Genomic DNA, 14,432 nt, shown 5'->3' with positions numbered 1-14,432 from the left:
ACTGGTTGTTGGCCTGTTTAATCCTTTGGTTTTTTATTAAAAATTCTAACGTGTTTTCCATCTATAGAAAAACTAAATTTTGAACTTAGGGCGATGGTTTCCAAGGTTTCGGCAAGGGATTCATCTTTAAATTCACCTCTGTAGGTTTTCTCCCATAGATGATCCAATTCGTTGGTAATTGTAATATTGTATTTGCGTTCTAGTTTTTTCTTAAGTTCAAGAAAGGACAGACCGTCTACAATCAAAATGTCATCAATCCAACTGTTATAAGCGTTGGCGTCTACCGTATTTTTTTGAAAAATCCGGCTTGTCTTTTCAAATACCGCCTGTTGATTTGGTACTAATTCAATAGGAGTATTTTTTTGAAGGCTATGGTAAACTTGGACTTTACCTTCCATGAGGGTTGTTTCTGCCTTAGAATCGTTGGCGTAGGAAGAAATATTAAAGTGAGTCCCCAAAACTTTCACACTTACGCTGGGCGTATGGACTATAAACGGTTTTTGTTTATTTTTAGAAACCTCAAAATAGGCCTCACCGTTCACATTTACTTCTCTGGTTTTGGACTTAGAGCTAAATTGTTGAGGAAAGCTTAGGCTACTCCCCGAATTTAACCAGACTAAAGTTCCATCAGATAGTCTAAGTTTTAATTTCTCTCCATACGGTATGTCAATTTGGGTTGTTGAGGTATCCTTTGCAATAGAAGAATGAGTTTCAAAGGATAATATATTATCTAATTGACTGGCGACAAGTCTACCTGATTTGTCCTCAAGACTTGTAGTTGATTTTTTGTCGATACGGTATTGACTTCCATCAGATAAAGTGACTTGGATTTCCTTTAGACTCTCATTAGCCTCTTTTTTATTGGCTACATTATATTGATCTGTAAATAATAATTCTGAATTTTGATAGAGAAGACCTAGACCTATTAAGGCTGTAAAACTTGCAGCCCAGTAAAATATTTTTAGTCTTTGTTTGCTTGAGTGTTTTTTCTCTTGAATTTTTTGATAAAAACGATCAAAAGCTTTATCAGAATTGAAGTTTAAGGGGATGACATAAGAATGTGAACGAATACGTTCCTTAAAATGCTTAAGGTTCTTTAAGTCTTTTTTAACCCATTTATTCAGTTGAACTCTCTCTCTTTTAGAAAGACTTCCCTGTAAATAATTTTCAATAAGTTGGTCTGAATTCATTTAGAATTTATGTAGATCTCTTACTTATAAGATGCGGTTTTATTGAAAAACCCCTATTTGAATTCAGATAAATTAAATATTTTTCTTAATTTGCTAAAAGTGAAAGAACTTAATTTTATACAAAAATTGAAACAAGGCGATGAAATCGCTTATCAAATTCTATACGATAAATACTACCAATGGCTTTGTAATTATGTCTTTAAGCTTTGTGAAAACAAAAAATTATCCGAAGATATTGTTCAAGATATGTTAATGAAATTTTATGAAAAGCGTCGCAAAATCACTATTACAGGTTCACTTAAAAATTACTTATTTACGTCTTGTCACAATCAATTTTTACAACACTTAAGAAAAAAGAAAATTAAGTTTGATGATTTAGATACTATCAAATGTGAGGTGATTGCGAGTTCAATGAATACTCAGGAATACCATCAGGAAACCAAACTCAAAAAATTACACCAGTATATAGATGAGTTGCCGCCAAGATGTAAGGAGATATTTGTCAAAAACAAACTAGAAAAAACCATCTATAAAGATATTGCCAAAGACATGGATATTTCTGTAAAGACGGTGGAAAACCAGATGTCCAAAGCACTAAAGCATCTCAGAAAGCGAGCTAATCAGTTTATGTTGTAAATCTTAAAAAAACGTTGGCTTCTTCTAAGCTATGATGTTAATCCTAACGTTACAAAGCAAATTAGAATGCTCGATTACTTATGCCGCAGATTAATTGACTTTAACTACCTACACTGCAGTTTTAAAAACTACTCATTTGCTTTCTCTTATCTTTAAAGAAATTGAAACAGTGGATTGCTGTTAAGCTCAAATTAAAATCAAATCTTAGTACCTATATGATAAAACTCTGCAAACAATTTCATTTTAAATCAAAACTAACCTTAAAATCCCTTAAATTTGAGTATTGTGTGATTTGAAACCTTGATACCGTATGGCTCTTTTATTTCTATACCTTTTTATAGCTCTTTTTTCTTCCTTTATTTGCTCTATTATGGAAGCAGTTTTGTTATCTGTTCCAGTGTCTTTTTTAAAATCTGAATCGTCTGATGCAAAGGTAAAGTCTTCTTCTATGTTGGAACTTAAAGAAGATATCGACAAACCTTTAACTGCTATTCTCACTGTAAATACGATTGCGCATACCGTTGGAGCAGCGGGGGTAGGAGCACAGGCAACTCTTGTATTTGGTGAAGCCTATTTTGGGGTGGTTTCAGCGATTTTAACGCTTTTAATTTTAATTTTTACAGAAATTATTCCTAAAACACTAGGCGCAAACTACAGTAGGGAACTGGTAGGAATCTCTTATAAAACCATTAAATTCATGATGGTTATTACCTATCCACTTGTAAAACTTTCCTCTATGTTAACTAAAAAACTTTCAAGAGAAAAAAAACAACTGACTACTAGTAGAGAGGAGATTTCTGCACTTGCTACCATTGGAACTCAAGAAGGGGTTTTCGTTGATAAAGAAAATAGAATCATCCAAAATTTAATCAAGCTGAAGAGTATAAAGATCAGTGAAGTGATGACTCCTCGAATTGTGGTTGTAACCGCAAGCGAAGAGATGAGTTTAGAAGAGTTTATGCAAAATAAAGAGTTTCTACATTTTTCTAGAATTCCTATCTATCAAAATGAAAAAGACCAAATCACAGGCTACGTACTACGAGAACTCATTTTTGAAAAACTAGCCGAAGATAAATTTGATGTTCAACTTAAGGATATAAAACGAGATCTTTTAAGCTTTCCTAAGGACATGACTTTGTTTGATGTTTGGGAGGAACTCCTTCAGCATAAAGAGCATATTTCCTTGGTGACCGACGAATATGGAGGCATGGATGGTATTACCACTTTAGAGGATATCATAGAAGCTCTACTTGGCTTTGAAATCGTAGATGAAAAAGATAAAGTAGAGGATATGCAGAAATATGCGATGAAACGGTGGAAAGAAAAGCAAAAAAAGTACAACTATTTGAAACGCTAAAAGCCAAGTTGTTTGGCAAATACAAAGAGCAAGTCTTTTTTCATCGTTTGGGCTAATTTTGAATACACCTGCAGCTCGATTTTAAAAATTGCTCAGCATTAAAATTCTATTTATGAGGTAGTTTGACCATTTTCCCAAAAAAAAGCAAGGCAATTCCTCCACCAATTAAGGCTCCAGACCAAAAATCGTAAGTAGCCTCTTCTAAAGCAAATTGGCTTATAATTCCTATGATTAGTACGACTAATCCAATACGTCTCATTTTATTCATATTCTTTATCTCTAGTCTTCAGTTATATTATTTTCAATGGCTGGGTGAATTGTTGTAAGGTCCTTTGCCAAAGTAAGTTTGTCTTTGGGTGAGAGTATGATCTCGTCATACTCTCCGTAAGTGATCTCAATTCGAGCCGGAGAGGAGATTGGGCTATTTGTTTTACTTATTTTTTTGATCTTATGAATCTCAATGCTTTTATTGAATAATAGACCGCATTTTATTTTTAAGAGGTTCTCTTCAATGTAGTATTCCGTTTTTAGGAACATATATAAGATGAAGACAAATGATGGGATGAGTACTCCAAGTAGTACATAAAATTCACTTTGAATGCCATCGTTTAAAACTTCAAAGCTGACAGGGCCAAAAAATACTAGAAATATGAAGATCAACATTCCATAAGAGACTTTGGCTTTATTTTTTTTTATCATCACTATTTTTTTAATTAACCTTTCTATAATCAGGTCTCTAGTCATGAAGTAATACTAGACTTTAATCGATATGATTTCAAATGCGGCTGTTGCAATACATATATAAATCAATTTACTACCTGTGTTCTTATTATCGCTTATCAATCAACAAAGGCTTTAGGTATACGACCCTTATATTTTTGTTTATGTTAGAATTGCTTATCATGTTCATGTAGGCTAGTTAATTGTTTTTAATAAGTTTTATAACTTGACCTTCTATTTGCAAATAATACAAGCTTTCGGGAAATTGAGACAAATCAATCTGCTTGTTATTTCCAGTTAGATTTCCTTCTAATAAAGGTTGTCCTAGGGACGAAATGAGTTCATAATGAACGTCTTTAGGAATTTCTAAATAGACTATGTTTCTGGTTGGATTGGGATAAAATCCAATAGCCAATTCCTGACTATCAATCCCCAACAATTCACATTCGAAACTTTGCTCCACCTTAGAAGCAGCAGGAGGATTTACTAAGAGATTGTCTGTTAACAACGGACAATAACAATCGTTATTTTCCAGATAGAGTTTAAGCCAAGAAAGTGCTATTCTCCCTACAGAACCGCCTCCGCCATTAGGCGTATTTGCAACGGAGTGATCGCCATTTGCAATTTCGAAGAGTACTTTGTCAGTCATATTCGGTGTTGCATTATAATGAAGATCTGCGTGCTGTGAAGGAGGAGCTACAGTATCCTCCTCACCGCTAAAAATAAGGACTGGACTTTCATGATTAAGTTGAGGGTTAGGAAGCCATGGACATAAAGCTACAACGCCGGCAATGCTATTATCAAGAACAGCAGCCCTTTGAGCACCACCACCGCCCATAGACCATCCACTTACGGCCAATTGGTCTAAGTTGAGGTCTCCTTCAAGCGGAGAAGAGACTCTACTATTTTCTTGCTTAATAGTTTCCAAGGCATCTAGCAGGGCATTAGCACGTGCCTCTGGGAGATCAAAAATAGAATTTGTCCCTATAATAATGGTTACAATTCCGTGAGACGCATAAAACGGTCCCCATTCTTCCACACTCGTAGGAAGCGATACAAATCCAGGGACTATTGCAATACTTGCGAAGGGCGGCGTAGCGTTGGTTGGGTAGTAAATGGTCGCTTCTAAATAATTGGGCCCATTTCGAATTCCATCTGCCTCGGTAAGGATTTCTACATCAAATGGCCCTGGGTTCGTAAGATTCTCTAGACTTATGTCATCACACTGGGCAAGAGCACTATTGCTGAACAGGGGGGAGATAAAAGTGAGCAAGAGGACGAAGTATAGGTTTTTCATGGGTTCTTTTAAAATATTAGATTAGGTATTCACTCATTTTTATTTTTGAAAGCAGTAAGGTAAACATTAAATTTAGTTGACTTTAAAATAAAAAGCATATTACATTCCTGTTTTTATTTCAATTTCATCAAAATATTACCAATGTCTATAAGGTATTTACTGTTTGTCTTTTCCTAGTAATTATTAAAATCAGCCCAATTATAATAAAAGGAATACTTAAAACTTGTCCCATATTAATCAACATTTGACTTTCGAACCCGACTTGATTTTCTTTAAAAAATTCTATTAAAAATCGTGTTAAAAATAGTAAAACTAAAAACACTCCAAATATAAGTCCATTAGCTTTTTCTTTAGCTCTATTCTTATATATAAAAAATAATATACCAAATATGAGAAGGTATGAGAAAGCCTCATAGAGTTGAGTTGGATGTCTTGGTATCATATCATCTCTTTGAAAAACAACTCCCCAGTTTCCGTTGGTAGGTTTCCCATAAATTTCTGAGTTCATAAAATTCCCAAATCTTATAAAAGCAGCTGCAATTGGTGCAACAATTGTCACTCTATCTAACACCCATAAAAATTTAGTTTTATATTTTTGACAATAAAGAGCGATTGCAATTAAAACCCCAATGGCCCCTCCATGACTTGCGAGTCCTTGAAATCCAATAAATTGATAGGAGTCTCCTATCTTTTTGATAGGGAGTAAAATTTCGACTGGATTTTGAAAATAATAGGAAGGGTCATAAAATAAACAATGTCCGAGTCTTGCTCCCAAAAGTGTTCCAACAACGATGTAGATAAATAGCTTTTCTAAATTTGCAATGGGTATATTTTCTTTAATGTAAATGCGTTTTATAATGTAATGAGCTAAGAGAAGCCCCGTCATAAAAAACAAGCCATAATATTTTAAAGGAAATGTGTCAGTTATCCAAAAAATCACGGGGTCTACATTCCAATTTATAATTTTATCTTTCATTTGTTATGCAAAGTAGGATTCATTTTTACTTAATCTAAATAGGTTCCAGTCGCTTTTTACTTGCTTTTGTAATTTCCGTTTGCCCAATCTATTGTCGGTTCAATCCATTCTTTTAAAGCTTTAAATAAAAAGCCGTGTCCCATTCCTGTATTCAGTTCAATTTCTTTAAAATGTTTAATTTTGTAGCTTGAAGATTTTTTTCGTTCCAATGCAGAAACTCCAAAGGGATCGGACTTTTCGTAAATGCTTAGAATGTTCCCACAATAGTTGATTTCTGGACTATTTTCCAAGTCGCTAGTCCTAAAACTTCCGATAAAAACAAAATTTAAGTCTGGATTTCTTGCTAATGTTGAAACGTATTGAGCAATATATCCACCTTTTGATGTTCCAACGATTGTTATGTTGTTTGATTCAGTACCGTTTTTTATCAAGCTGTCAATTTGATTAACAATTCCTAAGGCGTATTCTCGCGCGTTTACGTTTCCGTTTCTTTTTTCGCTGAAAACCTTAAAACCATTTTTTTCAAATTCGGCAATGATCTCATTGTATTCTGTCCGTCCGAATTTGGGATGTAATTCACTTAAGCCGTGTTCTTCTAAAAATCGATTGTGGAGGAAGAAAATAAAGCGGTTGTCATTAATTGATCCGCAAGCCCATAAAAACGAGCCAAAAAGAATTACAAGGAATAGACCTATTTTTATCGATGTTCTTGGCTTATAAATGAGTAGTGCCGGTTTTGGTTCAAACAATTCTTTAGGGTTTCAAGTCTAATTACACAGTGAATATAATTGTTTTTTCCTTTTCAAAATTCAGGCAATATGGTAATCGGACGGACTACAGCTTTCTATAAACTAAAAGCCATCTCAAATCTGAGATGGCTTTCAACTAAAACATAAACAAAACGAAAAAATAGATTTGTATTTTAATCAGTATTTAGCATTTTATAGGTTTGACAATAAGTAATACTGATCTTTGCATTTGGGGCTCTATTGAGTTTTCGTCGAACCACAAATTCATTATTAAAATTTATTGATCAATATTAATCAATAGAGGGGCCTTTCCATCGGTGATGATTATTTTTGAGTTTGGAGATAGAGATAATTTACTAAAGGCCTCTATACTTCTAGTTTTTATAATTTGATCAGTAAGTCCCTCTGCTAGAATAAGCTGGGCATCTCGCTCTCCCTTTGCACCTATGATTTTTCTCTCGGCCTCTAATTTTTCTTGTTGTAGAACAAACACCAATCGCATAGCATCTTGTTCAGCCTGCAATTTTCGTTCTATAGAATTAGCTAAACCCTGAGGTAATTGTATGCTCTTCATTAAAACAGCAATAAGTTCGATACCATCGGCTTGTTTCGTTATATTCTCTTCCATACTGGCTTTGATTTCTTTCTCTATCTGTGCACGCATCCCAGAATGCATATCCTTGGCAAAAAACTGAGCACATATATCAGAAGAAGCAGATCTAAATACACTAGTAATTATAGATTCATAATCTCGCCCTAAATTCTCTAATACAGAGGGTATTTTATTTTTTTCTAAGCGGTATAAAATTGAAATCTCAGAATTTACACTAAGACCTTCTTTACTGGGTAGACTCAGAAAAAGTTTTATATTATTAGTCTGTGTAGATTCTTTTATCACTTTACTTATAAAAGGGTTATAAATTATAGTCCCTTGAGTTATCACTTCGTCTGAAAAATTACCAAGTGTCTGTTTTACTCCAGCCTCACCAGGCCTAATCACGGCGCAACTGCTTAAAAAAATAGCTGCTAGAGCTATGCTTAAAATAGTTTTTGTTTTCATAATATTTTTTATTAAAAATAATACTTAAAAGGGTAATAAATGCCTATAATTTATTATTTAGGTAATATTTATGAAATATATGTAACTAAAAGTATATTATACTGATTATATAATAATATGTATAAATATTTTTTATGGATTGAGAATTGAAAAGTTAGTCTGCACGATCAGAATTTTTCACTTATTCTGACCTGCATAGATTTATCAATCAACTCAACTCTAGTCTTTTACGAATGTGGATGTCTGGAATTAAATGGAAATCAATTTAAGAGTTACATTTGATAAGTAAGAAAAGTAGGTGAACTTTCACTACACGACTCCTATTTTTGAGTTATTCATTTGTGTCGGCTTTGTATTCTATAAATTTACTTTTACGATCAGCATATCTTCTGCACTTTATTCTAATCGACGGAACTTCATAATAAACGGTAAGAGTAACGATAAAACTATAGACATCAGTATAAATCCAATGATAGGGACTAACTTAGGTTTGTCACTGAAAATAATAAAACTTACAAAAATTGAAATCATTACGAGGAGTCCTCCTAAAACTCTATTCGATAGCTTATGTTCATAAGTTGAATCGCAGTGGTCACATTTTATATCTTGATATCCAAGCCAAAAGGATTTTAATACTTTAAAGTAGCTGAATTTAGCATTGCACGTCTCACAGGTCATAGGCTTATCGTGTTTTAATGGTTTATTATTTTATAACAGTCGCAGAACTTTCTACTTCAAGATGATTAGGCGAAGCAATAAATAATGAAAATTTTGTTACAGTTTTTGCCATAATTATGCCTAACTCTTTTTATATAAAACTACCCATTTACCTGAACTAATACAAGATAAACGAATTCTTTTTAATTTTACATTTTATAATACGAACTCATACTTACAAAGAGGCTTTCAAAATTAGTATCGCCATTACTTTTCCCTAGTCTTACGATGATCAAGTTGGTTTTGGGGTCTACGTAAATATACTGGCCTAGAATTCCTTCGGCCATAAAATCCCCAGTTTTGGTGGGGATCCACCACTGGTATTGGTATTCCCAAGAACTCCCTTTGGTGGTATCGACTGCTGTAGAGCGCTTTACCCAAGCTTCAGAGACAATCTGCTGTCCGTTCCAGTTTCCTTTGTTGAGGTAGAGTCGGCCGAGCTTGGCAAAATCACGTGCTCTGGCATTTAGGCAGCAAAAGGTTTTCTCCAGTCCGTTTTTCTTTTTATCGATGCTCCAACTGGCATTGTATTCCATTTGGAGAGGTTTCCACAGCTTCTCTTCCAGGTACGAAGAGACGGTCTGGCCGTTGAGCGCCCGTTCTAAAACCAAGCCTAGCAATTGTGCTTCGCCGCTGGTATAGTCAAAACCAACTCCAGGAGGATTCTCTAGCTCTAGCTTTTCAATAGCTTTCCTGAGGCGTCTCCCGTAATAAAAGGTAGCCACCGTCCCAAAGGGATTGTAGTAACTTTCGCCAAACTTTAGCCCAGAGGTCATTTGTAGCAGATGCTCAAGACTTACTTGGTCAAATCCATTGTCTTTGAGCTCTGGGATATACGTGGTTACCGGTTCGTCAACAGAAGTAATAAGTCCGTCGTCTATAGCAATGCCAATAAGGATAGAAGTCACCGATTTGGCCATAGAAAATGAGGGCACAACGGAAGAGCGGTTATAGTCATACCAATAGTTTTCATAGAGTAGGGTGTCGTTTCTAATCACTAAAAACGCGACGGTTTCGTTATCTTCTAGATAGGTTTCAAAACTGGTCTTCTCTTTTTTAACCGTAACAGAATCTGGTATTTTGGAAATTTTGGCCTCTGTAAACTGAAAGCTGGTAGAGTCGTTTTCTATAAGTCTTGACGGGAATTTCTTATGGTCGTTGATATCTGCAAAATTATAGACAATAAACCGACCAACTTTACAGGAGGATAAACTTTGTAATAGGACTAAAAGTATGATGAGTTTGGAGAACAGGTTGAGTTTCAAGAGTGAAAAGGTTATGAATTTTTACGGCATAGTTCTCAATTCTAAATATACTTTAGTAGGCGATCGGTGGCGTCTTCAGTAAAAATATCATTAAAGTTTAGCATAATACTCAACGGATCCATGTGTAATAAAAACCGAGTGGCATTATCATCTATAGGAATAAGCGGATTAAACAAGCAGCCCTGGAGTATAGGTTGAAAATGCACCAAGTCTTTATCGTAAATCTGCTCCAAATTATGCTGGACTAGACGTTCCGGTTCGTCATCTAGGATTTTCTCTAGAAAAACGTCTTTAGAGGTTTGGAATAGCCCCACATAAATCAGTTTGGGGTTAATACTTTTGGGATACTTTTTCTTTAATATCTCTAGGAGATTCAGTCGTTTCATAATCAAAAGCTTAAAATAGATTGGGGTTAAAAAATTGATCAGATTTAAAAACACCTTGAAATAATGTTACTAAGATAAGGGATGAAAAAGTAACAAAAAGCATTTTTTAGCGATCAAAAAATTAATATTTTATTAAATGTTTCCAAAAATAAGGATAATATTAAGATTACACAATACTCAGTATTAGGTAGGTTTTCATTTAAATAATTGAATTCAAACCAATTGAATCCTAAAATTGTGCTATTTTTAAGGCTCAAACATTATTTCTAAAATTTATCCATGCATCAGTTTAAGTTTAATTCATTTTTTATTGTTACCCTTTTTATATTAAGTCTAAGTGCTTGTAAAGACAATTCGGCTCCAGAATTTGAGGTCTGGGTACCTTACGACGAAACGGGTATAATAGACTCCAGCGCCGACAACGCATCGGAGCGTTTGCGCTATCAACTCATACAATCTAAAGTTTCTGATCGGAATGCTATTATAGAAACCATTACCTCCCAACTCAATGGCTTTTCTAAAGAGATGTACGTTAATCTTACGCCTTACATTTTTGACCAAGACATTACTTCCATTCAAAATCATATTGAAGACGGAACTCTTACTTATAAGAGTTTAACCCAATGGTATCTCTTCCGGATTGCAGATACCGAGACTAATAAAGACTTAGCACTCAATGCAATTATTTCCATCAATCCCAGGGTGGTGGCTCAAGCGGAAGAGCTAGATGCGCTTCAAGCCAAAAAGCAACACCCTATCTACGGGATGCCCATTTTATTGAAGGATAATATCAATACCAAAAATATGATCACCACCGCTGGCGCAGTGGCCTTGATGGATAACCAAACCGAAATCGATGCAAAGATTGTTACCAATTTAAAATCTCACGGCGCTCTTATTTTGGGAAAAGCCAACTTGAGTGAGTGGGCCAATTTCCTTTGCGATGGTTGTCCTAACGGATATAGTGCTATTGGTGGTCAAACTTTAAATCCATACGGACCTAGAACCTTTGATACTGGTGGGTCGAGCTCTGGAAGTGCAGTAAGTGTTGCTGCCAACTATGCAGTAGCTGCTATAGGTACAGAAACCTCGGGTTCTATTCTTTCGCCCTCCAGTCAGCAATCGTCGGTAGGTTTAAAACCTACCGTTGGTGTACTAAGTCAGGAAGGGATTGTGCCCATTTCTAGTACTTTGGATACCCCTGGACCTATTACCAAAACCATAAGCGATAATTCTATTGTGTTTTCAGCAATGGCCACGGCAAAGTCCGGTGCTGCGGTGCCCTGGGAGATAGATCCTAGAGCAGACTTAAAGAATTTAAGATTTGGCGTGTATACCAGTTATCTTGAAGATTCCTTATACAGCAGAGCCCTTGAAGATCTCAAGTCATTAGGAGCTGAAATTATTGAGATCAACCCCAAGCCTATGAATTTCGAGGGCTTTACTGAACTATTGAGTGGAGATATGAAAATAGATCTTGCCAACTATTTAAAAGCCTATACCTCTGAAGACGTGATTGTAAAATCTGCAGCAGACGTGATAAAATTTAATCTAGAAGATACCCTGGTTAGGATTCCTTACGGACAGGCTAGGTTTGAAGGGATCGAAGACTTAAACTTATCTGAAGAGGAGCTTCAAGACATAAGAGACAATCTCTATAAAGCTGGGCTTGCTTATTTTGAAACCCCAATGGTGGATAATAGGTTAGATGCAATGTTATCGATCAATAATTATAATGCAGGACAAGCTGCTGCGGCAAAATATCCGGGACTTACAGTACCGATGGGCTATACTTCTGAAGGAGAGCCTAAAGGTCTAACCTTTATTGCAAAACCTTATGGAGAGTCAGATTTGTTTAGTTACGCTAAACTCTTTGAGCAAAATACTAACTATCGTGAATCCCCTAAAAAATATTCAAACTAAACCTAAACCTAAACCTATGACTATATTACGTTTAAGCAGTTATATCCTTGCTTTCTTTTTGGTAGCTACCACCCAACTGAAAGCTCAAGTTTCTGAAGACTTTTTTGATTATATGGATCTATTTGATTTGCAAATGGTCGGTAATCCAGAGATTTCTCCAGATGGGGAAACGATTATTTACGAAAGACATCAATTTGATGTGATGACCGATAGCCGCTTGGTCAACTTATGGCAAATATCTTTTGATGGTGAAATTCACTATCCTATCACCTCTGGGACCAAATACCATGGTAATGTCACCTGGTCTCCGCAAGGCGATAAGTTTGCCTTTACCTCCAATCAGGACGGGTCTAACCAACTCTATGTCTATTGGGTAGAGTCCAAGACCACGGCAGCATTGACGAATTTTACTGAAAGTCCATCGAATATTAGTTGGTCTCCCGATGGAACACAACTCTTATTTAGCAAATTTGTTCCGGAATCATCTAAGGCAATTCAGCCTAAAATTCCTACTGCTCCTAAAGGTGCTGAATGGGAAAAAGGAGCAGACGTGATAGATAAAGCGGTATACAGAAGAGATGGTGGAGGCTACGTGCAAGACGGGTACAGTCATATTTTTGTGATTTCTGCTGAAGGCGGAACGGCTCGACAACTAACTTCGGGTTCTCATCAATTTGGTTCACCTACTTGGACTCCAGATGGGAAACACATTTTATACACGGTGGATAAGTCTGAAGATGCTGATATAGATCCAAACAATGAACAAATTTTTGAACAGCACATTGAAACAGGAGTAAGTAAACAATTGACCAGCACAAGAGGACCGTTTTATTCTCCAAAAGTTTCACCTGATGGTGAGTATATCGCTTATACAGGATTCGACGACAAATTTGTGGGTTACCAACTCACCAAGCTATATCTGATGTCTAGAGATGGAACTGAATTAGAAATCTTGTCCAAAGGCTTTGCACAAGACATATCTTCGATCACTTGGGCCAAAGATGGTAAGTCTATTTATTTTCGATACGATGAAGAAGGCAACAGCAAAGTTGGACAAATCAACCTGAACGGTGAGGTCTCTACAGTTGCAGAAAACTTAGGGTCTCCAAGTATTGGTCGTCCGTATGGTGGCGGCACATATTCGGTCTCCAATAAAGGAAAGTTGGCCTTTTCTCATGTAACCACTTCTACGCCTGCAGAATTGGCTGTTGTTTCTCGAAAATCCAGTAGAGAGACCAAACGTCTCACAAATTTGAATGCCAACCTTCTAAAGTCTAAAAAAACAGGAAAGGTCGAGGAGTTTTGGGTAGAATCTTCAGTGGATGATTTTAAAGTACAAGGCTGGATTCTCACGCCTCCCAATTTTGATCCTTCCAAGACCTATCCTATGATTCTTGAAATCCACGGTGGTCCGTATACCAATTATGGTTCTCGATTTTCACCAGAATTGCAGTTTATGGCGAGTAGAGGATATGTTGTGGTGTATACCAATCCTAGAGGAAGTACAAGTTATGGAGAAGACTTTGCAGCTTACATCAATCACAATTATCCAAGTGAAGATTACAACGATTTGATGGATGCGACAGATTATGTGGTCGATCAAGGTTATATCAATACCGACCAACTCTATATTACTGGAGGAAGTGGAGGAGGAGTCCTTACCGCTTGGTCTATTGGAAAAACCGATAGATTTAAAGCTTCTGTAGTGGCAAAGCCAGTTATCAATTGGTACAGTTTTGTCTTGACGGCAGATGGTTCTCCATTTTTTGCCAAGTACTGGTTCAAAAATAAACCTTGGGAAACCCCAGACGAGTATTTGAAATTTTCACCGATTTCTTTGGTTGGAAATGTCAAAACCCCAACCATGCTTCTAACAGGCCAACAAGACTATAGAACGCCAATGAGTGAGACCGAACAATATTATGCCGCCTTAAAATTACAAGGAGTAGAAGCCGTTATGGTTCGTATTGCAGGCTCTGGTCATGGCATCGCAGGGAAACCCAGTAACTTATTTAGGAAAGTAGGATACATCACCAGTTGGTTCGATAAGCATAAAGACTAATAGCACATCTCTGAATTTCAATTCAGGTTATCCACTTATGTTTAAGATTTAATAAAATAGAGATGAAAACTATGTTTAGTACAAAATAGTTTTC

General features: G+C 35.9%; 14 protein-coding genes. 4 read left to right on the top strand and 10 right to left on the bottom strand.

All coding sequences use genetic code 11. From position 1 onward, the window contains the following. Positions 1-17: 17 nt before the first annotated feature. Complete coding sequence (locus PGOND44_RS05145) at positions 18-1,190, bottom strand: FecR family protein (protein WP_003437530.1); 1,173 nt, start codon at positions 1,188-1,190, stop codon at positions 18-20. A gap of 99 nt (positions 1,191-1,289) precedes the next feature. On the opposite strand from PGOND44_RS05145, the gene PGOND44_RS05140 reads away from it, so the two are divergent. Both PGOND44_RS05140 and PGOND44_RS05135 read left to right on the top strand, forming a co-directional pair. Beyond that, positions 1,290-1,826, top strand: coding sequence for an RNA polymerase sigma factor (locus PGOND44_RS05140; RefSeq protein ID WP_147226785.1), 537 nt, complete (start codon positions 1,290-1,292; stop codon positions 1,824-1,826). Between the two features lie 310 nt (positions 1,827-2,136). After that, on the top strand, positions 2,137-3,183 hold the full coding sequence (locus tag PGOND44_RS05135; protein ID WP_003437526.1) for a CNNM domain-containing protein: 1,047 nt from the start codon (positions 2,137-2,139) through the stop codon (positions 3,181-3,183). 106 nt (positions 3,184-3,289) lie between these two features. On the opposite strand, the gene PGOND44_RS15530 is transcribed toward PGOND44_RS05135, so the two are convergent. The 9 genes from PGOND44_RS15530 to PGOND44_RS05100 all read right to left on the bottom strand — a co-directional run bounded on the left by PGOND44_RS15530 (position 3,290) and on the right by PGOND44_RS05100 (position 10,353). Continuing rightward, on the bottom strand, positions 3,290-3,442 hold the full coding sequence (locus PGOND44_RS15530; RefSeq protein ID WP_155943796.1) for a hypothetical protein: 153 nt from the start codon (positions 3,440-3,442) through the stop codon (positions 3,290-3,292). Between the two features lie 20 nt (positions 3,443-3,462). Then, positions 3,463-3,882, bottom strand: coding sequence for a PH domain-containing protein (locus PGOND44_RS05130; RefSeq protein ID WP_003437524.1), 420 nt, complete (start codon positions 3,880-3,882; stop codon positions 3,463-3,465). 220 nt (positions 3,883-4,102) lie between these two features. Beyond that, positions 4,103-5,200, bottom strand: coding sequence for a poly(ethylene terephthalate) hydrolase family protein (locus PGOND44_RS05125; protein ID WP_003437522.1), 1,098 nt, complete (start codon positions 5,198-5,200; stop codon positions 4,103-4,105). 145 nt (positions 5,201-5,345) lie between these two features. Beyond that, positions 5,346-6,176: a prolipoprotein diacylglyceryl transferase gene (gene lgt / locus PGOND44_RS05120; protein ID WP_003437520.1), complete on the bottom strand. Its 831-nt coding sequence runs from the start codon at positions 6,174-6,176 to the stop codon at positions 5,346-5,348. A gap of 56 nt (positions 6,177-6,232) precedes the next feature. After that, positions 6,233-6,925, bottom strand: a complete 693-nt coding sequence (locus tag PGOND44_RS05115) for a lipase family protein (protein WP_003437510.1) — start codon at positions 6,923-6,925, stop codon at positions 6,233-6,235. A gap of 277 nt (positions 6,926-7,202) precedes the next feature. Continuing rightward, positions 7,203-7,985: a prohibitin family protein gene (locus PGOND44_RS05110; protein ID WP_003437508.1), complete on the bottom strand. Its 783-nt coding sequence runs from the start codon at positions 7,983-7,985 to the stop codon at positions 7,203-7,205. Between the two features lie 396 nt (positions 7,986-8,381). After that, entirely contained in the window at positions 8,382-8,663 is a 282-nt protein-coding gene (locus tag PGOND44_RS15245; protein ID WP_003437505.1) for a TIGR04104 family putative zinc finger protein, read from the bottom strand. Between the two features lie 188 nt (positions 8,664-8,851). Then, complete coding sequence (locus tag PGOND44_RS05105) at positions 8,852-9,967, bottom strand: serine hydrolase domain-containing protein (RefSeq protein WP_003437503.1); 1,116 nt, start codon at positions 9,965-9,967, stop codon at positions 8,852-8,854. Positions 9,968-10,008: 41 nt separating this feature from the next. After that, on the bottom strand, positions 10,009-10,353 hold the full coding sequence (locus tag PGOND44_RS05100) for a hypothetical protein (RefSeq protein WP_003437501.1): 345 nt from the start codon (positions 10,351-10,353) through the stop codon (positions 10,009-10,011). Positions 10,354-10,632: 279 nt separating this feature from the next. Between PGOND44_RS05100 and PGOND44_RS05095 the strand changes: the two genes are divergently transcribed. Both PGOND44_RS05095 and PGOND44_RS05090 read left to right on the top strand, forming a co-directional pair. Further along, entirely contained in the window at positions 10,633-12,276 is a 1,644-nt protein-coding gene (locus PGOND44_RS05095) for an amidase family protein (RefSeq protein ID WP_003437500.1), read from the top strand. A 16-nt stretch (positions 12,277-12,292) separates the two neighbouring features. After that, positions 12,293-14,338: a S9 family peptidase gene (locus PGOND44_RS05090; protein WP_040555831.1), complete on the top strand. Its 2,046-nt coding sequence runs from the start codon at positions 12,293-12,295 to the stop codon at positions 14,336-14,338. Positions 14,339-14,432 lie beyond the last annotated feature (94 nt).

It is taken from the genome of Psychroflexus gondwanensis ACAM 44, assembly GCF_000355905.1.
Taxonomy (GTDB): Bacteria; Bacteroidota; Bacteroidia; order Flavobacteriales; family Flavobacteriaceae; genus Psychroflexus; species Psychroflexus gondwanensis.
This window is presented reverse-complemented; position numbering and strand designations above follow the sequence as displayed.

Excerpts from the sequence above, each read along its gene's own strand:
- PGOND44_RS05145 (WP_003437530.1), bottom strand. The coding sequence starts at position 1,190 with ATGAATTCAGACCAACTTATTGAAAATTATTTACAGGGAAGTCTTTCT.
- PGOND44_RS05135 (WP_003437526.1), top strand. The coding sequence starts at position 2,137 with ATGGCTCTTTTATTTCTATACCTTTTTATAGCTCTTTTTTCTTCCTTT.
- PGOND44_RS15530 (WP_155943796.1), bottom strand. The coding sequence starts at position 3,442 with ATGAGACGTATTGGATTAGTCGTACTAATCATAGGAATTATAAGCCAA.
- PGOND44_RS05130 (WP_003437524.1), bottom strand. The coding sequence starts at position 3,882 with ATGATAAAAAAAAATAAAGCCAAAGTCTCTTATGGAATGTTGATCTTC.
- PGOND44_RS05125 (WP_003437522.1), bottom strand. The coding sequence starts at position 5,200 with ATGAAAAACCTATACTTCGTCCTCTTGCTCACTTTTATCTCCCCCCTG.
- lgt (WP_003437520.1), bottom strand. The coding sequence starts at position 6,176 with ATGAAAGATAAAATTATAAATTGGAATGTAGACCCCGTGATTTTTTGG.
- PGOND44_RS05110 (WP_003437508.1), bottom strand. The coding sequence starts at position 7,985 with ATGAAAACAAAAACTATTTTAAGCATAGCTCTAGCAGCTATTTTTTTA.
- PGOND44_RS15245 (WP_003437505.1), bottom strand. The coding sequence starts at position 8,663 with ATGACCTGTGAGACGTGCAATGCTAAATTCAGCTACTTTAAAGTATTA.
- PGOND44_RS05100 (WP_003437501.1), bottom strand. The coding sequence starts at position 10,353 with ATGAAACGACTGAATCTCCTAGAGATATTAAAGAAAAAGTATCCCAAA.
- PGOND44_RS05095 (WP_003437500.1), top strand. The coding sequence starts at position 10,633 with ATGCATCAGTTTAAGTTTAATTCATTTTTTATTGTTACCCTTTTTATA.
- PGOND44_RS05090 (WP_040555831.1), top strand. The coding sequence starts at position 12,293 with ATGACTATATTACGTTTAAGCAGTTATATCCTTGCTTTCTTTTTGGTA.